The 21808-nt window shown below is 64.1% G+C and carries 18 protein-coding genes; all 18 read left to right on the top strand.

Features of this window, described 5'->3' with window-relative positions; genetic code table 11:
• The first annotated feature begins 12 nt into the window (after positions 1-12).
• The 18 genes from glyA to AC1RNN_RS16740 all read left to right on the top strand — a co-directional run bounded on the left by glyA (position 13) and on the right by AC1RNN_RS16740 (position 21767).
• A complete protein-coding gene (gene glyA / locus AC1RNN_RS16825) occupies positions 13-1281 on the top strand; it encodes a serine hydroxymethyltransferase (protein ID WP_493090406.1) in 1269 nt (422 codons plus the stop codon).
• Positions 1282-1293: 12 nt separating this feature from the next.
• Positions 1294-2265 carry a dipeptidase gene (locus tag AC1RNN_RS16820; RefSeq protein ID WP_493090404.1) on the top strand — a complete coding sequence of 324 codons (972 nt, stop codon included), beginning with the start codon at positions 1294-1296 and terminating at the stop codon, positions 2263-2265.
• A gap of 67 nt (positions 2266-2332) precedes the next feature.
• Entirely contained in the window at positions 2333-3205 is an 873-nt protein-coding gene (locus AC1RNN_RS16815; RefSeq protein WP_493090402.1) for a glycine betaine ABC transporter substrate-binding protein, read from the top strand.
• Between the two features lie 24 nt (positions 3206-3229).
• Positions 3230-3763 carry a DUF5943 domain-containing protein gene (locus AC1RNN_RS16810; RefSeq protein ID WP_493090400.1) on the top strand — a complete coding sequence of 178 codons (534 nt, stop codon included), beginning with the start codon at positions 3230-3232 and terminating at the stop codon, positions 3761-3763.
• A gap of 24 nt (positions 3764-3787) precedes the next feature.
• Positions 3788-5848, top strand: coding sequence for an oxidoreductase (locus tag AC1RNN_RS16805; RefSeq protein WP_493090398.1), 2061 nt, complete (start codon positions 3788-3790; stop codon positions 5846-5848).
• Between the two features lies 1 nt (position 5849).
• A complete protein-coding gene (locus AC1RNN_RS16800; RefSeq protein WP_493090397.1) occupies positions 5850-7742 on the top strand; it encodes a DUF3483 domain-containing protein in 1893 nt (630 codons plus the stop codon).
• Positions 7739-8851, top strand: coding sequence for an electron transfer flavoprotein subunit alpha/FixB family protein (locus AC1RNN_RS16795; protein ID WP_493090395.1), 1113 nt, complete (start codon positions 7739-7741; stop codon positions 8849-8851). The genes AC1RNN_RS16800 and AC1RNN_RS16795 overlap by 4 nt, the downstream gene beginning before the upstream one ends.
• Entirely contained in the window at positions 8848-9600 is a 753-nt protein-coding gene (locus AC1RNN_RS16790; protein ID WP_493090394.1) for a hypothetical protein, read from the top strand. Before AC1RNN_RS16795 ends, AC1RNN_RS16790 begins: the two co-directional genes overlap by 4 nt.
• 19 nt (positions 9601-9619) lie before the next feature.
• Positions 9620-10876, top strand: coding sequence for an aromatic ring-hydroxylating oxygenase subunit alpha (locus tag AC1RNN_RS16785; RefSeq protein ID WP_493090393.1), 1257 nt, complete (start codon positions 9620-9622; stop codon positions 10874-10876).
• A 35-nt stretch (positions 10877-10911) separates the two neighbouring features.
• Positions 10912-12015, top strand: coding sequence for an FAD-binding oxidoreductase (locus tag AC1RNN_RS16780; RefSeq protein ID WP_493090391.1), 1104 nt, complete (start codon positions 10912-10914; stop codon positions 12013-12015).
• Between the two features lie 211 nt (positions 12016-12226).
• Positions 12227-13264: a quaternary amine ABC transporter ATP-binding protein gene (locus AC1RNN_RS16775; RefSeq protein ID WP_493090389.1), complete on the top strand. Its 1038-nt coding sequence runs from the start codon at positions 12227-12229 to the stop codon at positions 13262-13264.
• On the top strand, positions 13257-14129 hold the full coding sequence (locus tag AC1RNN_RS16770; RefSeq protein ID WP_493090387.1) for an ABC transporter permease: 873 nt from the start codon (positions 13257-13259) through the stop codon (positions 14127-14129). The genes AC1RNN_RS16775 and AC1RNN_RS16770 overlap by 8 nt, the downstream gene beginning before the upstream one ends.
• 31 nt (positions 14130-14160) lie before the next feature.
• The gene (locus AC1RNN_RS16765; protein WP_493090385.1) at positions 14161-15249 is read left to right on the top strand and encodes a GlxA family transcriptional regulator; all 1089 of its coding nucleotides are present in this window, start codon (positions 14161-14163) and stop codon (positions 15247-15249) included.
• Positions 15250-15493: 244 nt separating this feature from the next.
• The gene (locus tag AC1RNN_RS16760) at positions 15494-16435 is read left to right on the top strand and encodes a choline ABC transporter substrate-binding protein (protein WP_493090383.1); all 942 of its coding nucleotides are present in this window, start codon (positions 15494-15496) and stop codon (positions 16433-16435) included.
• 10 nt (positions 16436-16445) lie between these two features.
• Positions 16446-17306, top strand: a complete 861-nt coding sequence (purU, locus tag AC1RNN_RS16755) for a formyltetrahydrofolate deformylase (RefSeq protein WP_493090381.1) — start codon at positions 16446-16448, stop codon at positions 17304-17306.
• Positions 17307-17327: 21 nt separating this feature from the next.
• The gene (gene betB, locus AC1RNN_RS16750) at positions 17328-18788 is read left to right on the top strand and encodes a betaine-aldehyde dehydrogenase (RefSeq protein ID WP_493090379.1); all 1461 of its coding nucleotides are present in this window, start codon (positions 17328-17330) and stop codon (positions 18786-18788) included.
• Positions 18789-18809: 21 nt separating this feature from the next.
• Positions 18810-20480, top strand: coding sequence for a choline dehydrogenase (gene betA, locus AC1RNN_RS16745; RefSeq protein WP_493090377.1), 1671 nt, complete (start codon positions 18810-18812; stop codon positions 20478-20480).
• A gap of 174 nt (positions 20481-20654) precedes the next feature.
• Positions 20655-21767: an ABC transporter substrate-binding protein gene (locus tag AC1RNN_RS16740; RefSeq protein WP_493090375.1), complete on the top strand. Its 1113-nt coding sequence runs from the start codon at positions 20655-20657 to the stop codon at positions 21765-21767.
• Positions 21768-21808 lie beyond the last annotated feature (41 nt).

Below are 21808 nucleotides of genomic sequence, written 5' to 3'. Positions count from 1 at the left end.
CGAGACACGCCCATGAACCACTTTTTCTCCACCGGCGTCGCGGAGTCTGACCCTGCTGTCTCCGCCGCTATGGGCCACGAACTGCAACGCCAGCGTGACCAGATCGAACTCATCGCCTCCGAGAACATCGTCTCCCGGGCGGTGCTCGATGCCCAAGGCTCGGTGCTGACCAACAAGTACGCCGAGGGCTACCCCGGCAAGCGCTACTACGGCGGCTGCGAGCATGTGGACGTGGTGGAAGCACTGGCCATTGAGCGCCTGAGCAAGCTGTTCGGTGCCGAGTTCGCGAACGTGCAGCCACACTCTGGCGCACAAGCCAACACCGCCGTCATGCTGGCGCTGGTACAACCTGGCGACACCGTGCTGGGCATGGCCCTGTCCGCTGGCGGCCACCTGACCCACGGCGCCAAGCCGGCGCTGTCTGGCAAATGGTTCAAGGCCGTGCAGTACGGCGTGCGCCGCGAAGACTCGCTGATCGACTACGACGAAGTCGAGGCCCTGGCCGTTGAGCACCAACCCAAGCTCATCATCGCCGGCTTCTCGGCCTACCCTCGCACCATCGACTGGGCGCGCTTCCGCGCCATTGCGGACAAGGTGGGCGCGCTGTTCATGGTGGACATGGCCCACGTGGCCGGCCTGGTGGCCACCGGCGTCTACCCCAGCCCCGTGCCGCATGCCCATGTCACCACCTCCACCACCCACAAAACCCTGCGCGGCCCCCGTGGTGGTGTGATCCTGACCAACGACGCCGAGATCGCCAAGAAGATTAACTCTGCCGTCTTCCCCGGCGCCCAGGGCGGCCCGTTAATGCACGTGATTGCCGCCAAGGCCGTCGCTTTCGGCGAAGCGCTGCAACCCGCCTTCAAAACCTATACCCAGCAAGTGGTAGCCAACGCCAAGGCCCTGGGCGCGGTACTCAAGGCCGGCGGCCTGGACCTGGTGACTGGCGGTACCGACAACCACCTGCTGCTGGTGGACCTGCGCCCGCTGGGCCTCAAGGGCAACACCACCGAAGTGGCGCTGGAACGCGCCGGCATCACCTGCAACAAGAACGGCATTCCGTTTGACGACGAAAAGCCCACCATCACCTCGGGCATCCGTGTCGGTACCGCTGCGGGCACCACGCGTGGCTTCGGCGTGGCCGAGTTTGAAGAAGTGGGCCGCCTGATGCTGGAAGTGTTCAACAGCCTGAAAACCAAACCGGAAGGTGACGCTGCTCTGGAGGCATCGGTCTACGCCCGCGTCAAAGCCCTGACTGCCCGCTTTCCTCTGTACGCATAAAGGACACGCACCATGAGCACCCTGCACCAAGACTCCATCGTCATCGACGGCCTCATCATCGCCAAGCTGGACCGCAGCGTCTTTGAGGACATGAAAAAAGGCGGTCTGGCCGCTGCCAACTGCACCGTCTCCGTGTGGGAGGATTTTCCCAAGACGGTGGACAACATCGCCCAGCTCAAGCAACTGATCCGCGACAACAGCGACCTCGTGACCCTGGCGCGCAATACAGCGGATATCGTCCAAGCGAAGGCCGATGGCAAGACCGGCATCGTCCTGGGCTTCCAGAATGCCCATGCCTTTGAGGACAACCTCGGCTACATCGAGGCCTTCCACGACATGGGGGTGCGCGTAGTCCAGCTTTGCTACAACACACAGAACCTCGTGGGCACCGGCTGCTACGAGCGCGATGGTGGGCTGTCCGGCTATGGCCGCGAGGTCATCGCAGAAATGAACCGCGTAGGCATCATGGTCGACCTGTCGCACGTGGGCAGCAAGACATCCGAAGAAGCGATCCTGGCCTCCACCAAACCCGTGGCCTACACCCACTGCCTGCCCCTGGGCCTGAAGGACCACCCGCGCAACAAGAGTGACGCAGAGCTGAAGTTCATCGCCGACCACGGTGGCTTCATCGGCGTGACCATGTTCTCGCCTTTCCTCAAGCGCGGCAATGCATCGACCGTGCACGACTACGTCGAGGCGATCAACTACGTCATCAACATTGTGGGCGAAGACTGCGTGGGCCTGGGCTCTGACTTCACCCAAGGCCACGGCCATGAGTTCTTCGACATGCTGACGCATGACAAAGGCCGCTGGCGCCGCCTGACCAACTTCGGTGAGGTGATCAATCCCGAAGGCATTCGCACCATAGGCGACTTCCCCAACCTGACAGCCACGATGCAGCAATCCGGCTGGTCCGATGCCCGCATCGCCAAGGTGCTGGGCGCCAACTGGATGAAGTTCTTCGACCAGGTCTGGGGCACCTAAGCCCGGCCACCCCATCTCTCGTTCCGCCCCCATTCTTCCCGTCCACCCCCACCAGGAGTTAGCCGCTATGACCGTTTCGTTCTCTCCCCGCAAACGACGTGAGTTCCTCACCCAGACCCTGGGACTGTCCGCCCTGGCCATGTCGGGCACCGCCGCCCTCGCGCAGGCCAAGCCCACCCTGAAGATCGGCTTTGTCGACGGCTGGTCCGACAGCGTGGCCACCACCCATCTGGCCGCCGCCATCATGCGCAGCAAGCTGGGCGTGAACGTGGAACTGGTGCCTCTGGCGGCCGGCATCATGTGGCAAGGCGTGGCCCGTGGCGACATCGACATGACGCTCTCCGCCTGGCTGCCCGTCACGCACGAGGCCTACCTGGCCAACTTCAAGGACAAGGTGCAGATCGTCGGCGCCAACTACCCCGGCGCCAAGATCGGTCTGATCGTGCCCGACTACGTCAAGGCCACCAGCCTGGCCGACCTGAATGCCCACCGTGCCGACTTTGACAACCGCATCGTTGGCATCGATGCCGGTGCGGGCGTGATGAAGAAGACGGAAGAGGCCATCAAGGCCTACGGCCTGGAGATGCGCCTGCAACCCAGCTCCGGCCCCGCCATGGCCGCCGAACTGGACCGCGCCTACCGCGCCAACAAGTCGATTGCCGTGACCGGTTGGATCCCGCACTGGATGTTCGCCAAGTACAAGCTGCGCTTCCTCGCTGACCCCAAGACCATCTACGGCGCCGAAGAGCATGTGGACAGCGTCATCAACCCCGGTCTGAACACCAAGGCGCCTGCGGTGGTGGCCTTCCTGAAAAAGTTCTCCTGGAAGCCGGAAGAAATCGGTGCCGTGATGCTGGCCGTCGAAGGCGGCGCCAAGCCGGCCGAAGCCGCCGAGAAATGGATGAACGACAACGCAGCCCGCGTCTCCGGCTGGTTGTAAGCAGCAAGCGATTGAGGTAAGCCCATGCACCCCCAACTCCCTATTGAAGTCAACGCAGACACCGGCGTCTGGACCACCGACGGTTTGCCGATGATTTATGTGCCGCGGCACTTCTTCGTCAACAACCATGTGGAAACCGAAGCCGTGGTGGGTCGGGAGGTGTATGCCCCAGCGCTCTACAAGGCCGGCTACCGCTCGGCTTACTTCTGGTGCCAAAAAGAGGCTGCCACCCATGGCCTCTCCGGCATGGCGGTGTACGAGCATTACCTCAAGCGCCTGTCCCAGCGCGGCTGGGGCCTGTTCTCCTTCACATCGGCAGATGCCACCACAGGCCACGCGACGGTCAAGCTGGAACACTCGGTGTTTGTGCTGGCCCAGGGCATTGCCGGTGTGCCGGTCAACCACAGCAAGGTCTGCTACCTGTTTGCCGGCTGGTTCTCCGGCGCCATGGACTGGGTGCTGGAAACCAGCGGATCCAGCATTCGCACCACCAGCGAAGAAACCCAGTGTGCCGCTGAAGGCCATGCGCACTGCGTGTTCACCGTTCGCCCTCTCTAAACCCACCTAGCCAGGCACCCCGCCATGCGTTACCCGCACTTGTTTGAGCCCATCCGTCTGAACCAGGTCCTGGTGCGCAACCGCATCGTCAGCACCGCGCATGCCGAGGTGTATGCCGAGGGCGGCCACGTGTCGGAGCGCTACATCCGCTACTACGAAGAAAAAGCCAAGGGCGGCGTGGGTCTGGCCATCTGCGGCGGCTCCAGCCCGGTGTCGCGCGACAGCCCCTGGTCGTGGTGGAGCTCCATCAACTTGGCCAACAGCTCGGTGGTCGATTCGCTGGCCAAGCTGGCCGAGACCATGCACAGGCATGGCGCCAAGATCATGATCCAGGCCACCCACATGGGCCGACGCAACGCCTGGCACGGCTTTGACTGGCCGCACCTGGTCAGCCCCTCGGGCATCCGCGAGCCCGTGCACCGCGGCAATGCCAAAACCATCGAAATCGAAGAAATTCGCCGCATCGTGGCCGACTATGGCCGCGCCGCCAAACGCGTGAAAGACGCCGGCATGGACGGCATTGAAATCTCGGCCGCCCACCAGCAGCTGATCGACCAATTTTGGAGCCCCCGCGTCAACCACCGCACCGACGAATACGGCGGCAGCCTGGAAAACCGCATGCGCTTCGGCATGGAGGTGCTGCAATCCATCCGCGAGCAGGTGGGCGGCGACTTTTGCGTGGGCATGCGCATGTGCGGCGATGAGTTCCATGAAGACGGTATCAGCCACGACATGGCCAAAGACATCGCCCAGGGCATGAGCGAGTCCGGCCTGATCGACTTCCTGAGCGTGGTCGGCTCGGGCGCCGACACGCACAACACCCTGGCCAACTGCATGCCGCCCATGGCGCTGCCACCCGAGCCCTTTGTGCACCTGGCCGCCGGCATCAAGTCGGTGTCCAAAGTGCCGGTGATGCATGCGCAAAGCATCCGCGATGCCTCGCAGGCCGAGCGCATCCTGGCCACCGGCATGGTGGACATGGTGGGCATGACCCGCGCACAAATTGCCGACCCACACATGGTCATCAAGATCCGCGATGGCAAGGAAGACCAGATTAAGCAATGCGTGGGCGCCAACTACTGCATCGACCGCCAGTACAACGGCCTGGACGTGCTGTGCGTGCAAAACGCCGCCACCAGCCGTGAGCAAACCATGCCCCACGTCATCGCCAAGACCACCGGCCCACGCCGCAAGGTGGTGGTGGTGGGCGCTGGCCCGGCCGGGTTGGAAGCGGCCCGCGTGGCCCGCGAGCGCGGCCACGACGTGGTGCTGTTTGAGAAAAACACGCTCGTGGGCGGGCAAGTCAACCTGGCCGCCAAGCCCCCCAAGCGCGAACAGATGGCCGGCATCATCCGCTGGTTTGACATGGAGACCGTGCGCCTGGGTGTAGACCGCCGCCTGGGTGTGGCGGCCACGGCCGAGATGATCCAGGCCGAAGCCCCCGACATCGTGGTGCTGGCCACCGGTGGCGTGCCCCACACGGGGCAGACACCGGCCTGGGGCGCCGCCGAAGGCCTGTGCGTGAGCGGCTGGGACATCCTGAGCGGCGCCGTGCAACCCGGCGAGAACGTACTGGTGTACGACAGCATCAGCACCCACGCCGGCACCGGTGTGGCCGACTTCATTGCCGCGCGCGGCAAGCAGGTGGAAATCGTCACCCCCGATGTGAAAGTGGCCGACGACACTGGCGGCACCACCTTTCCCATCTTCTACCGCCAGCTCTATGCCAACGGCGTGATCCAGACCCCCAACCACTGGCTGGAAAAGGTCTACCGCGAAGGCGACAAGCTGATTGCGGTGCTGAAGAACGAATACACCGAGGTGCTGGAAGAGCGCGCGGTGGACCAGGTCGTGGTGGAAAACGGCATCTTGCCGAACGACGGCCTGTACTGGCAACTCAAGCCTTTGTCCCTGAACAAGGGGCAGACCGACCTGGACGCGCTGTTTGACGCCCAGCCCCAACCAGCACTGAGCCAGCCCACCGGCAACGGCCAGTTCCTGCTGTACCGCGTGGGCGACTGCATTTCCATGCACAACATCCACGCCGCCATTTACGACGCGCTGCGTCTGTGCAAGGACTTCTGAGATGCTGCCCCAGCTCGTTAGCGCAGTTTTCTGGTTGGCAGTCCTGGCGCTGGGCTGGGGCCTGGCGCGCCGCGCACTTTTATGGAAAAAAGGCCGCAAGCCCCCGGTAGATATGCGCGGGCTACTACAAATTCCGAAGCGTTACTTTGTCGACCTGCACGATGTCGTGGCGCGTGAACCCTTCGTTGCCCGGGCTCACGTGGGTGTGGCCGGCGGCGCCATCCTGGCGCTGGCGCTCATCGCCTTGAACTACGGCCTGGGCCTGTACCTGCGCGTACTCGATGGTGCGCTGCTGTTCGCCGGTGTGCTGATGGTGGCGGGCGCCAGCGCCATGGCCTGGCGCCGCCGCGCCGCGCCGGCCCGCCTCTCGCGCGGCCCCTGGAGCCGCCTGCCGTTCAGCCTGCTGCTGTTTGCTCTGGCCGTCAGCCTTACCTCCGCAGTGGCCCTCACCGGCACCGCGCTCGCCCCGTGGCTGGCTGGCCTCATCAGCCTGGCGTTTGCCGCAGGCGCCGCTGAGCTGGCACTAGGCATCGGCCTGGGCGGCCCCATGAAACACGCGGTGGCCGGCCTGCTGCACCTGGGCTTGCACCCACGGCCAGAGCGCTTTGGCACGCCGGCGGAAAAGCGCTTTGCCACCGCCCTTCGCCCGCTCACCCTGACGGCCGATGACATGGGTGTGGGCAAGCCCGCCGACTTTGCCTGGAACAAGCTGCTGTCGTTTGATGCCTGTGTGCAGTGCGGCAAGTGCGAGGCCGCCTGCCCCGCCTTCGCCGCGGGCCAGCCGCTTAACCCCAAAAAGCTGATCCAGGACCTGGTGGTGGGCATGAGTGGCACGTCGGATGCCGCCTACGCCGGCAGCCCCTACCCCGGCCAACCCGTTGGTCAACACCGCGGCGCACCCCAGCTGCCCATCGTGGGTGGCCTGATCAGCAGCGACACCCTGTGGTCCTGCACCACCTGCCGCGCCTGCGTGCAGGAATGCCCCATGCTGATCGAGCATGTGGACAGCATCATCGACATGCGCCGCCACATGACCCTGGTAGGCGGTGTGGTACCCAACAAGGGCAACGAAGCGCTGGACAACCTGCGCGACACCGACACCGTGGGCGGCTTTCCCCTGAGCGCCCGCCACCACTGGGCGGCGGACCTGAATGTACCGGTGCTGGCCGCCGGTGAATCGACCGACTGGCTGGTGCTCGTAGGTGAAGGCGGGTTTGACATGCGCTACCAGCGCACGTTGCGCGCCCTCATCAAGACGTTGCAAAAAGCCGGTGTAAAGATCGCCCTGCTAGGCGCGGCAGAGACCGACGGGGGCGACCTGGCTCGCCGTCTGGGCGATGAGGCCGGCTTCCAGCGTCTGGCCCGGCAGCTCATGGCCACGCTGCAGACGCGCAATTTCAAAGGCATCGTGACTGCAGACCCGCATCTGTTTCACCTGCTCAAGAACGAATACCCCGCGCTGGGCGGCCACTTCACGGTGCAGCATCACACCCAGCTGCTGGCGGACCTCATGGCCCAGGGCCGTTTGAAAGCGACCCGCAGCGCAGACGTGGAGAGCCTGACCTACCACGACCCCTGCTACCTGGGCCGCTACGGCCAGGAAGTGGACGCTCCCCGCGCTGTGCTCAAGGGCATAGGAATCCGTGTAGTGGAAATGGAGCGCCACGGCGTGCGCGGACGCTGCTGTGGTGGCGGCGGCGGTGCGCCATTCACCGACATTCCGGGCAGCACCCGCATTCCCGACATCCGCATGGCCGATGCCAAAGCCACCGGCGCCGCCGTCGTGGCCGTGGCCTGCCCGCAATGCACCGCCATGCTCGAAGGCGTGGTGGGTCCACGCCCCGAGGTTCGCGACATTGCCGAACTCGTGGCCCACGCCGTGGAGGCCGTATGAACACCGCATCATCTGCGCAAGCCATACGCCGGGTCGACCCACGCCGCCCCGCCATCCTCACGCCCCAGGGGCTGCGCCGCATTGTGTTGGGCAGCACCGAAGGCGAACGCGGTGCTGCGCGCCTGCACGCCGCCCACGACGCCCCCAAGCCTGTGCGCAGCCAAGGTCCCTTCAACCATGCCCACGTGGTGGTCACCCACACCGAACGCGGCGCCCTGGGCGATGGTGCCCGCCAGGCACTGGCTGCAGCTGCCATCCTGGCCGATACCGCCACCGAAGTGGTGCTGTTGGCCCTGGGTCCCTGCAAGGACGATGCCGCTGCGCTGGGTGCCGACCGCGTGCTGTGCGCTGCAGGCTTTGACGCCAGTCCCTACCAGCCAGAGGCAGCCGTGGCCTGGCTACAGACCCTTCACAACCAGATGGCAGTACGCCACTGGTTCTTTGCGGACCACGCCGCCGATGGCGAGCTGGGCCGCCGCTTCGCTGCGATCACTGGCTTGCCCGCCAGCTGCGGCGTGGCGGAAATCACTGCCCAGGGCACACGCACGCCGGCAAGCCCCACCCACGACCACGTGCAACCCCACACGGCCGTCCTGCTGCTGGGCAAGGGAATCGCCTCGACCCAACTGCCTTTTGTGGGCCTGGGCCTGGCGGCGACAGCCCCGGCATGGGTGAACGTGCCCCACCCCCAAGTCGAAGACCTGGGCGTGCAGGCCGGCGACCCCCAGTCTCTGGCGCTGGAAGAAGCGGACTTCATTGCCGCAGCCGGCAACGGTGTGCAGAACGTGGCCCTGTTCCACGACCTGGCCCGCAGCCTGGGTGCGGCCGTAGGCGCATCGCGTGTGGCGGTGGACGATGGCCGCTTCACCCGCGCACAGCAGGTGGGGGCCACCGGCAAAACGGTGAGCGCGTCGATCTACCTCGCGCTGGGTATTTCGGGGGCGGTACAACACTTGCAAGGCATCAAGGATTGCCGCCATGTGATTGCCGTGAACACCGATGCCTCCGCCCCCATGACCAAACGCGCCGACCTTACCCTGGTCGAAGACAGCGCCGCGCTGATGCGGGCCCTGCTGCACCTGGTGCGCCAAGGCAAGGAGTCCGCATGAGCCGCATCACCGTGTTGGTAGCCGCCAGACAGCACCCTGTGAGTGGCAAACCCGCCCGCAGTCCGGCCGACGCTAAAGCAGTCGCCATGGCGCTGGCCATGCCAGGTGGCGATGTGCAACTGCTCAGCGCCGGCAACCTGACGGATGATGTGGCACGCGACTATCTGGCCCAGGGTGCGCGGTCCATCGAAGTGATCGCCACCAATGCGGACGTGTGCACCGCTCTGCTGGTGCCCCTGCAAGAGGTGCCTTGGGTGCTGACCGGCACCCGCAGCGCCGAGGAGGCCGGTGGCAACCTGCTTCCCTTCCAGCTGGGCACCGCCTTGGGCCGTCCGGTGATCACCCAGGTGGTGGCGATGGAAGACCATGGCCCCCACTGGATCGTGACCCAGGCCCTGCCCAAAGGTGCGCGCCGCCGCCTGAAGGTCACCGCTCCTGCGGTGCTGGCGATCAGCGAGACGGCACCGGCCACCGTGCGCTATGCGCTGGCAGACAAAACGGCGGGCCGCATTTTCCGGACCACACCGGTCGTGCCCGTAGCACCCACCGCCCCTACCAGCACACTGGTCCCCCGCGGCAAACGTCGCGCCGTGCTGCAAGCCAAGGTAGCGCAGAGTGGCCATGCCCGCATGCTGGGTGCGATCGACTCGCTCGCCGGCGGCGGCACCGTGGTTAGCACCGGCACCCCCGAACACAAAGCGCAGGTCCTGCTGGACTACCTGCGCCGCCATGCACTTGTCAATTTTTAGGGAAGGTACAAGAGACACCATGCACCCCACCATTTCCGCCCAAACCCTGTTGACCCGCGAGTTGCTGGCGCGCCGCCGCCCCGGCTACAGCCTGGAGGCCCCCTTCTACCTGAGCGAGACCATCCTGGCGGCCGACATGGAGCACATCTTTGGCAAGCACTGGATTTTTGTCGCGGTGGAGCCGCAGATCCGCGAAGCGGGCGACTACATCACGGTGGACTTTGGCAAGCACTCCATCCTCATCGTGCGCGATGACGACATGCAGGTCAAAGCCTTCCACAACGTGTGCCGCCACCGCGGCTCGCGCCTGTGCGCCAGCCAGCAGGGCTCGGTGGGCAACATCGTCTGCCCCTACCACCAGTGGACCTATGACCTGAGCGGCAAGCTGATCCACGCCAAGCACATGGGCGATGACTTTGATCCCTCGGGCTCCGGCCTCAAGCCAGTGCACGTGCGCAGCATGGGCGGACTGATCTTCATCTGCCTGGCCGAGACCCCGCCGGACGACTTTCAGCAGATGGCCAAGGAGATGACGCCCTATATCGCACCCCACGGCCTGGCCGATTGCAAGGTGGCGGCCCAGGTGGACATCATCGAAGACTGCAACTGGAAGCTCACCATGGAGAACAACCGGGAGTGCTACCACTGTGTCGGCAACCACCCGGAGCTGACCATCTCCCTCTACGAATACGGCTTTGGCTACCAACCCGACGCACACAACGCCGCGGGCCTGCAGCGCTTTCAGGACATCACCGCGGCCAACCATGCACGCTGGGAGAGCATGGGCCTGCCCTCGGCGGAGATCGACACCCTGGATGACCGCGTGACCGGCTTTCGCACCCAGCGCCTGCCGATTGACCGCACCGGCCAGTCTCAGACCATGAACACCGAAGTCGCCTCCAAAAAACTGCTGGCCAATTTTGTGGATCCGGCACTGGGCGGCCTGTCGTTCTGGACTCAACCCAACTCATGGCACCACTTCATGAGCGACCACATCGTGAGTTTCTCGGTGCTGCCCATCTCGGCCGGCAAGACACTGGTGCGCACCACCTGGTGTGTGCACAAGGATGCGGTGGAGGGCGTGGATTACACCGTAGACAACCTCACCGCCGTATGGAATGCTACGAACGCGCAAGACCGCCGTCTGGTGGAAGAGTCGCAGATCGGCATTGCCAACGGTGCCTACGAGCCCGGCCCGTACTCGCCCTTTACCGAAGGGCTGGTCGAGAAGTTTTGCAACTGGTACGTGGGCCGCATGCGCGAGCTGACCCGCTGACCCTTCCCCCTCACTGAACGATTGCCCACCTCCGCATGAGCCTTCCCGCCCACTTTCCTGACTTTGCCGGCGCGCCGTCCCAGCCCTGGTCTTCGGACCGGGACGAGACCCTGCGCTGTATCCACATTCGCCAGGAAACGCACGACGTCAAAACCTTTGTGCTGGCGGCCGATGCACCACGCAGCTTCCGCTACCTGCCGGGCCAGTTCATCACTCTGGAGCTGGTGATTGCAGGGCAAAAAATCAACCGCTGCTACACGCTGTCCTCGTCCCCCACACGGCCGGACGTGGTCAGCATCACGGTCAAGCGCGTGCCCGGCGGTGCAGTGTCCAACTGGTTGCACGACCACCTGCAGGTGGGCATGGCACTGGGCGTGATGGGCCCGTCTGGCGACTTCAGCTGCTTCCCCACAAGTACCAAGCACTACCTGCTCATGTCCGGTGGCAGCGGCATCACCCCGCTGATGTCCATGGCCCGCGCACTGCACGATCTGGGCAGCGATGCCGATGTGGTGTTTGTGCACTGCGCACGCACACCGGCCGATGTGCTGTTTGCCGAAGAGCTGGCACTGATGGCGCGCAACATGCCGAAGTTCCGCGTGGCCGTCGTGTGCGAACACCACACCGCGGGCAGCAGCTACGCAGGCCACCTGGGCCGCATGGATGCTGCACGCCTGGCGCACATTGCGCCTGACTTCATGCAGCGCGATGTCTACACCTGCGGACCGGCACCATTCATGGGCGCGGTACGCACCTTGCTGGGCCAGGCCGGCTTCGACATGGCGCGCTACCGCCAGGAAAGTTTCTCGTTTGAAGAAACAGTGGCACCGGCAGCCGCCGCCACAGAGTCGGCGCAAGCCGCCACCAGCGGTGCGGTGCTGCACACCATCACCCTGAAGAAGACCGCACAGAGCTTTACCTGCGCAGACGACCAGACCATTCTGCAAGCCGCATTTGCAGCCGGTGTGCGCCTGCCATCGTCATGCAGCAGCGGTGCCTGCGGTACCTGCAAATCGCTGAGCCTGGCCGGCAAGGTGCAGATGCAGCACGCAGGTGGCATCCGCCAACGGGAAATCGACCAGGGCTGGATGCTGCCCTGCTGCTCGAAACCCTTGAGCGACGTCACGCTGGACCGCTGACCCCTACGGAGTGCATGTCCCCACCGTCGATGAACCGCCCCATGCACTCCCTTTTTCCCGCCACTTTCTTTGCGCCGTGCAGGGTGCAAAAGCCTTGCTGCGCGCGGCTTCGCGCCCGAAAAACACCTCTCAAATCCAAGCCCAACTGGCTCGCCCCTTGCTTACCTCAGCAGCGCTTTTTGTCATCACGCGATGAACTTTGGAGACCTCCATGTCGGATCTGAAAATCAGTGTCAAAAACCTCTACAAAATCTTCGGCAACAACACTGCGGCGGCGCTGAACATGCTCAACGAAGGTTTCAGCAAGGATGAGGTGTTCGCCAAAACCGGGCATGTCGTCGGCGTCAACCGCGTCAGCTTCGATGTCAACCAGGGCGAGATCTATGTGCTGATGGGGCTGTCGGGGTCTGGCAAATCCACGCTGATACGGCTCATCAACCGCCTGGTCGAGCCCACCGACGGCATGATCATCATCGACGGACAAAACATCACCAAGCTGCCGCAGCCCGAGCTGGTGAAGTGGCGCCGCAAGCGCGTAGCCATGGTGTTCCAGTCCTTCGCCCTCATGCCGCACCGCAGCGTGCTGGACAACGCGGCCTTCGGCCTGGAGATGGCGGGCACCGACCGCAAGGAACGCGAGAAGCGCGCCATGGAGGTGCTGGCCCAGGTCGGCCTGCACACCTATGCCGCCAAGTACCCGCACCAGCTCTCGGGCGGCATGCAGCAGCGGGTGGGCCTGGCCCGCGCGCTGGCGGTGGACCCCGACATCCTGCTGATGGACGAAGCCTTCTCGGCCCTGGACCCCCTCAAGCGCGTGGAGATGCAGACCCTGATGCTGGAGTTGCAGCGCGAGCAGAAACGCACCATCCTGTTTGTCTCGCACGACCTGGAAGAGGCCCTGCGCATCGGCAACCGCATCGCCATCATGGAAGGCGGCCAGCTGGTGCAGGAAGGCTCGGCGCACCAGATCATCACGCAGCCTGCCAACGCCTATGTGCGCAGGTTCTTTGAAGGCGTGGACACCTCGCGCTACCTCACCGCCGCCGACCTGCTCGACAGCAGCCTCAACGGCCACTCGTACCACGGCGGGCCACGCCTGTCCTGGTCCACACCCTTGCCAGATGCCATGAAGATCGTCATGGGTCTGGACGAACCCGTGGGCGTGTTTGACGCCGCGGACCACCTACTGGGCTGTATCTCCGCGCGCAGCCTGCTTGTCAAAATGTCTCAGGAAGCCCGCCATGTCTGATCTCTTGACCACGGTGACCGAAGCCTCGCACGACATGCTGCCTTTGGGGCAGTGGGTGAATGCCGGTGTGAAGGTTCTGCTCGATAACGGTGCATCGGTGTTCGACTCCGTGGGGGTCGTGGTGGAGGGCTTTGCCCAGTCCATCGAGCAGGGTTTGCTGGCGATTCCCTTCTGGCTGGTCATCGCCGTAGCCACTTTTGTGGGCATCAAACGGCTGGGCTGGGGTTTTGGCGTGTTTGTTGCTTTGGCTTTGATGCTGATTGTGGTGACCGGCTTCTGGCCCCAGACCATGGTGACCCTGGCGCTGACCCTGTCCGCCACCCTGATCAGCCTGCTGTTCGGGATTCCGCTGGGCATCTGGTGTGCCCGCAACAACCATATCAACGCGAGCGTTCGCCCTGTTTTGGACTTCATGCAAACCATGCCCGCTTTTGTGTACCTGATTCCCGCAGCCATGCTGTTCGGGCTGGGACGCGTGCCGGGCACGATTGCCACCGTGATCTTCGCCATGCCCCCCGTGGTGCGCCTGACCAGCCTGGGCATCCGCCAGGTGAGTTCCGAGCAGGTGGAGGCCGGCAACGCCTTTGGCTGCACCTCGGCCCAGCTGCTGTTCAAGGTGCAGCTGCCGATTGCCCTGCCGACCATCATGGCCGGCGTGAACCAGACCATCATGATGGCGCTGTCCATGGTGATCATCGCCTCCATGGTCGGGGCCGGCGGGCTGGGCAACGACGTGCTGGCCAGCATCCAGCGGCTGGACATTGGCCTAGGGTTTGAGAGTGGTCTCGCCGTAGTTTTGCTGGCTATTATTCTGGACCGCATCACCGAGAGCTTCGGTGTGGCACGCCAGAGCCACGACAGCTAAAACAAAAGCGGACCAGGAGCAGGAGCATCACGTGCAACGGACATCCCAGGACATGAACCCGGCCGCGGCCCAGAGCGCGAACGCATCGCGCGTAGATGGTGCGCCCACCCACGTCGGCTTCATCCTGCTACCGGACTACTCGATGATCGCGTTCGCCAACGCCATCGAAACCCTGCGCATGGCCAACTACATCAGCCGCAGCACCCTGTACCGCTGGTCGGTGGTCAGCACCGACCAAGCCGGTGCCGTGGCCAGCAACGGGCTGTGCATGGCCTCGGGCTGTGGCGCCGGGGCACTGTCGGACTGCGACATGGTGTTTGTGTGTGGCGGCGTGAACATTCGCGCCAATACCGACGACAAAGTCCGCCAGCTGCTGCAGCAGTGTGCAGCCAGCGGGGTGGCCATGGGTTCCCTGTGTACCGGTTCGTTTGCGCTGGCCAGTGCCGGTTTGCTCGACGGCTACAAATGCGCCATCCACTGGGAGAACCTGGCTGCCATCAGCGAAGAGTTCCCCCGCGTGCAGTTCTCCACCGAAGTGTTTGTGCTGGACCGCGACCGCTACACCTGTTCGGGGGGCACTGCGCCCCTGCACCTGATGCTGCACCTGGTACGCGCCCACCACGGCGCCAAGCTGGTGATGGACATTTCCGAACAGTTCATTGTGGAGCGCCTGCGTGCCAGCAATGACCGCCAGCGCATCCCCCAGCCGGAGTGCATAGGCCCGGGCTACCAGCACCTGACCGAGGCTGCCGAGATCATGGCGGCCAATATTGAAGACCCGTTGCCGCTGGCCGAACTGGCCGCCGTCATCCACGTGTCGCTGCGCCAGCTGGAGCGCCTGTTCCACCGCTACTTCAGCATGAACCCGGCGCAGTACTACATGAACCTGCGCCTGCGCCGCGCACAGGAGTTGCTGACCCACAGCAGCATGCCCATCATGCAGGTCACCGTGGCCTGCGGCTTCCAGTCCGCATCGCATTTCTGCAAGGCTTACCGCAGCCTGTTTGGCCACTCCCCCAGCGAAGAGCGCCGCAACCAGGCCGCCGCCCCCGAGGCCCGCAACGCCTCCCCCAGCCGCCGCACCAGCACCCGCAGCTTCGAAGCCAGCGCACACGCCTGAGACCGGCACTAGCCTGCCGACGTCAGGCATTCTTGCGTCTGCTCATTTGCTATTTATTTCATAGCTGCTCGCTCACTATTTGCGGGGGCTACTGATACTTTTTCCTTGATTTTTTTCACTCAAGACCCATGCCGCACCGGAGCCATTTCACGTCGTTCTGAGCAAAGTTGGGCACGCCCAACCTGCCAAAGTCACAGGGTGTTTTGTTTGAAACTCCCCTCACCTCACACGATTGGACCTGGTCATGAAGCTCACTCACTCGATGCTGGCTTGCGCAGCCGCTGTACTTTCCCTCACCGCCCCGCTGGCCCAGGCAGAAGACGCCAGTTGCAAGGCCGTGCGTTTTGCCGATGTGGGCTGGAGCGACATCGCCGCCACCACCGGCCTGGCCTCGGTGGTACTGGAGGGCCTGGGCTACAAGCCCACGGTGACCATCGCCTCGGTGCCCATCACCTTTGCGGGCATCAAGTCCAAGCAGATTGACGCCTTCCTGGGCTACTGGAATCCCAGCATGACCCCCATGATCGAGCCCTTTGTGAAAGCCGGTCAGATCAAGGTGCTGGACCAGCCCAACCTGGTGGGCGCCAAGTACACCCTGGCCGTGCCCGCCAGCCTGTACGACAAGGGCCTGAAAACCTTTGCCGATATCTCCAAGTTCCAGAAAGAGCTGGACGGCAAGATCTACGGCATTGAACCCGGCAACGACGGCAACGCGCTGATCATCGACATGATCAAGAAGAACGACTTCAACCTCAAGGGCTTCAAGATCGTGGAGTCCTCAGAAGCCGGCATGCTGGCCGAGGTGATGCGCTCGGCCAAGAGTGGCAAGCCCATCGTCTTCCTGGGCTGGGAACCCCACCCCATGAACGTGCAGGTGAAGATGAAATACTTGGAAGGTGGCGACGCCGTGTTTGGCCCCAACCTGGGCGAGGCCAAGGTGTTCACCGCCATCCCGCCGGCCTACGAGACCCGCTGCCCCAACGTGGCCAGCCTGCTGAAGAACCTGCAGTTCAGCACCGACATGGAAAACAGCGTGATGCTCTCCATCATGGGCAAGACCAAGCCCAATGCTGCGGCCAAGGACTATCTGAAAAAGAACCCTGCCGTGCTGGAAACCTGGCTCAAGGGCGTGAAGACCTTTGATGGCAAGGATGGCCTGCCCGCCGTCATGGCGTCCCTGAAGTGAGCCGGACTGCATGAGCCTGGACAGCGCCACCCACTACTGCCTCAATCTGGCCTGCGGGAGTGCCCGCGGCCAGGTGGCCGCCATCTCGAACCTGCTGAACGAACATGGCGCCTACATCGAGCAGTTCTCCGTCTTTGACGACCACACCACGGAGCGGTTTTTTGTGCGCGGTGTCTTCAGCCTGCGCAGCCCGGTGCAGGTGCTGGAGTCCGCCCTGACAGCGCTGGCCAGCACCTTTCCGGAGGCGCAGTGGAAGGTGCACGACTTGGCCGTTCCCACCAAGGTGCTGATCATGGTTTCCAAGTTCGACCACTGCCTGCGCGAGCTGATTGCGCAGTGGCGCCGTGGCGAGCTGACCATGGACATCGTCGGCATCGCCTCCAACCATGCCGACCTGGCCAGCATCGCCCAGGCCGAAGGCCTGCCTTTCCACCACCTGCCCATCAGCGCCGACACCAAGCCGCAACAGGAAGCGCAGCTGGAACAGATCATCACCGAGAGTGGCGCCGAATTCGTGGTGCTGGCCCGTTACATGCAGGTGCTCAGCGAAGACCTGTGCCACCGCCTACATGGCCGTGTCATCAACATCCACCACTCCTTTCTGCCCGGCTTCAAGGGCGGCAAGCCCTACCTGCAGGCCTTCGAGCGGGGCGTCAAACTCATAGGCGCCACGGCCCACTTTGCCACCACCGATCTGGACGAGGGTCCTATCATCGAACAATCCGTCGAGCGCGTAGACCACGCAGACACGCCCCAGAACCTGGCCCAGGCCGGCCGGCTGGTCGAGAGCCTGGTGCTCTCGCGTGCCATGCGCTTTGTGCTGGACCGGCGGGTGTTTATCAACGGTAAGAAAACGGTGGTGCTGCGCTGAGCCGCAGCCCGAAGGACGCTTGTGACGGATCTTGTCATTCCCAGTTTTATCGATGGTCGCGCCGTGCATGGCACCGGCGCGCGCTTTGAGACCCTGAACCCGGCCACGGGGCAGGTGGTCGCAGGCGTACACGACTGCACGCAGGCCGAGGTCGAGTACGCGGTGGCCGCCGCCCAGCGCGGCTTTGCGGTCTGGTCGGCCCTGAGCGGCACCGAGCGCGGCCGCATCCTGCAGCGCGCCGTGCAGATCCTGCGCGAACGCAATGACGAACTGGCAGCGCTGGAGGTGCAGGACACCGGCAAACCCTGGCAGGAGGCCCAGGTGGTGGACGTGGCCAGCGGTGCGGACTGCATCGAATACTTTGCCGGTGCGGCCGCCACCCTGGCCGGGGCCCAGTACCCACTCAAAAACGCCTTTGCCTACACGCGGCGCGAGCCCTTGGGCGTGTGCGTGGGCATTGGCGCCTGGAACTACCCCATCCAGATTGCCTGCTGGAAATCCGGCCCTGCACTGGCCGCGGGCAACGCCATGATTTTCAAACCCTCGGAGTTGACACCAATGACCGCGCTCAAGCTGGCCGAGGTGTACCTGGAGGCCGGTGTGCCGCCGGGCGTATTCCAGGTACTGCAGGGCCGTGGCAACACCGGCGCCCTGCTGGCCGCGCATCCGGATGTGGCCAAGGTCTCCGTCACCGGCTCGGTGCCCACGGGCAAACGTGTGATGGCCAGCGCCGCCGACACGCTCAAGCGTGTGACCATGGAGCTGGGCGGCAAGTCGGCACTCGTGGTGTTTGAAGACGCCGACTTCGAACAGGCCGTTACCGCCGCCATGATGGCCAATTTCTACACCCAGGGCGAGATCTGCACCAACGGAACCCGTGTCTTCGTGCAACGCAGCATCCTGCCGCGCTTCATCGCGCGCCTGAAAGAACGCACCGCACTCCTGCGCATCGGCGACCCCATGCACCCCGATACCGAGGTCGGCGCACTGATTTCGGCCGCCCACCGCGACAAGGTGATGGGCTACATCCAGATCGGCAAGGACGAAGGTGCCACACTGGTCTGTGGCGGCAGCACCGTGGCCGTGCCCGGCATGGAGGGCGGCTACTTTGTGGCCCCCACCATCTTTGCGGACTGCACCGACCAGATGCGCATCGTGCAGGAAGAGATCTTCGGACCGGTGATGTCCATCCTGGCATTTGATGACGAGGCCGAAGTGCTGCGCCGCGCCAATGACACCCGCTTTGGCCTGGCCGCTGGCGTATTCACGCGCGACAGCGCGCGCGGCCACCGCATGGCGGCCGGCCTGAAAGCCGGCATCTGCTGGATCAACAACTACAACATCACGCCGATCGAAATGCCGTTTGGTGGTGCGCGTGAATCCGGCATCGGCCATGAGAACAGCATGGTCGCGCTAGAGCACTACACCCAGCTCAAAACGGTCTACGTCGAACTCGGCCAGGTGGCCTGCGGCTACCGCTAACTCTTCGCCACGCCTTGCCACATGCGCCCAGAAACTTTTGACTACATCATCGTGGGCGCCGGCTCGGCCGGCTGTGTGCTGGCCAACCGCCTGACCGAAGACCCGGACGTGTCGGTGCTGCTGCTCGAAGCCGGCCCTGGCGACAAGAGCATCTTCATTCACATGCCATCGGCCTTTGCCTACCCGCTGGCCAACGACAAGTACAACTGGTACTACCACTCCGAGCCCGACCCGTATATGAACGGCCGTGCCATGTACTGCCCACGCGGACGGGTACTGGGCGGCTCATCGTCCATCAACGGCATGGTGTACATCCGCGGCCATGCCATGGACTACGAAGGCTGGGCGTCCCACGCCGGGCTGGAGAATTGGTCGTATGCCGACTGCCTGCCCTACTTCCGCAAGGCTGAAACGCGGGCCAAAGGCGGGGACGATTACCGGGGCGACAGCGGCCCCTTGCATGTGTCCACCGGGGCCTGCAAGAACCCGCTGTACAACGCCTTCATCGAAGCCGGCCAGCAGGCCGGCTATGCGCGCACCGAGGACATGAACGGCTACCGCCAGGAGGGCCTGGGCCCCATGGACATGACGGTGCACCAGGGCCGCCGCTGGAGCACCGCCATGGCCTACCTGCGCCCCGCGCTGAAGCGCCCCAACCTGCAGGTGCGCACCCGTGCACTGGTGGCCCGTGTCACCTTTGCACCCGACACCAGCCCGCCCCAGGCCACGGGCGTGGAGGTGGTCAACGGCCACCGCACCGACCGCATCCAGGCCAGTCGTGAAGTGATCCTGTGCGGCGGCGCGATCAACTCGCCGCAGCTGCTGCAGCTCTCGGGCATTGGCAATCCGGATGCGCTGCGCGGGCTGGGCATCCGCGTGGTGGCCCCGCTGCGCGGGGTCGGCGAGAACCTGCAGGACCACCTGGAAACCTATGTGCAGTACGCCTGCAAGGAACCCATCACGCTGTACAGCGCGATGAACCCCATCGCCAAGGTGAAGATCGGCCTGGAGTGGATGCTCAAGGGCACGGGCCTGGGGGCGACCAACCACTTCGAGGCCGGCGGCTTTATCCGCAGCGAGGCCGGCGTCAAGCACCCGGACCTGCAGTACCACTTTCTGCCCATGGCGATCAGCTACGACGGCAGCGCGCCGGCCAGCTTCCATGGCTTCCAGGCGCACGTGGGGCCCATGCGCCCGACCAGCCGCGGCTTCGTCAAGATCAAGAGCGCCAGCCCCAAGGAAGCGCCGCGCATCCTGTTCAATTACATGTCCACCGAACAGGACCGCAAGGAGATGCGCGCCGGCATCCGCCTGACCCGCGAGATCTTCAGCCAAAAGGCCTTTGACCGCTTTCGGGGCGAGGCCATCTCGCCCAAGAACGATGTGCAAACCGATGCCGAGATTGACGCCCACATCCGCGAACATGCCGAGAGCGCGCTGCATCCTTCCTGCACCTGCCGCATGGGAAGTGATGACATGGCGGTGACCGACGGCAGCGGCCGCGTGCATGGGGTCAGCGGCCTGCGTGTGGTGGACGCGTCCATCATGCCCGACGTGGTGAGCGGCAACCTGAACGCCCCCACCATCATGCTGGCCGAAAAAATGGCCGACACCATCCGCAACAAAGCGCCTCTGCCGCGCTCGCAAGCGCCGTTTTTCATACACCCTGCGTACGAAACGCAACAGCGCTGAAGCGCCACCGGGCGCAAGTAAAAGAAAAGCGTCAATTTCTGGTCCGCTTGCGACATGCGCAATTGCGCTACGCAGGCGTTCAGAGGGAAGATGCCATGACCGTCATGCACACGTCACAGGACTGTCATTTGGAACCTGAACACTGGCGACGCTTTCTTTTTTATAGGGAACTTTATGTCAACTCGTTTTTCTGTTCGCCCCGCGCTCAGCGCCTTGACTACCGCCGTTCTGGCTGTCTGCGCAGCCCCTGCCGCCCATGCCCAGTCTGCCGAACTGATTGCTGCGGCCAAGGCCGAAGGCCAGCTGACGGTGATCGCCCTGGCACGCAACTGGTGCGGCTACGGTCCCATCATTGATGCGTTCAAGGCCAAGTACGGCATCAAGGTCAATGAGCTGAACCCCGACGCCGGCTCCGGCGACGAAATCGAGGCCATCAAGGCCAACAAGGACAACAAGGGCCCCCAGGCTCCTGACACGATTGACGTGGGCCTGTCCTTCGGCCCCGCTGCCAAGGCCGCCGGCCTGATCCAGCCCTACAAGGTTGCCACCTGGGCCACCATTCCCGACTCCGCCAAGGACCCCGAAGGCTACTGGTACGGCGACTACTACGGCGTGCTGACCTTCCAGGTGAACACCGACCTGGTCTCCAAGGTCCCCACCGACTGGGCCGACCTGCTCAAGCCCGAGTACAAAAATGCGGTCGCACTGGCAGGTGACCCCCGCAGCGCCAACCAGGCCATCCAAGGCATTTACGCCGCAGGCCTGGGCCTGTCGGGTGGTGATGCTGCCAAAGCCGCCGCCAGCGGCCTGAAGTTCTTCTCGGACCTGAACAAGGCGGGTAATTTTGTGCCCGTGATCGGCAAAGCAGCCTCCTTCACCCAGGGCACCACACCCATCATCGTCCGCTGGGACTACAACGCGTTGGCCGACCGTGACACGCTCAAGGGCAATCCCAAGGTCGACGTGGTCGTGCCCAAGACCGGTGTAGTGGCCGGCGTGTATGTGCAGGCGATCAGCGCCTACGCGCCCCACCCCAACGCCGCCAAGCTGTGGATGGAATACCTGTACTCCGACGAAGGCCAGCAAGGCCTGCTGAACGGCTACTGCCACCCCATCCGTTTCAACGACATGGTGTCCAAGAACAAGTTCACCAAAGCGTCCCTGGACAAGCTGCCACCTGCAGCGGCCTACGCCAAGGCGGCATTCCCCACCTTGGAGCAACAGAACGCCGCCAAGGAAACCATCACCAAGCAATGGGACCAAGTGGTGGGAGCCACCGTCAAGTAAACCTTTGGCTTGAACATTGCTAATCGGGCAAGACCGCACGC

Source organism: Rhodoferax sp. GW822-FHT02D07 (assembly GCF_058802405.1).
The sequence above is the reverse complement of the archived record's forward strand: the minus strand, read 5'-3'. Positions and strand labels throughout refer to the sequence as shown.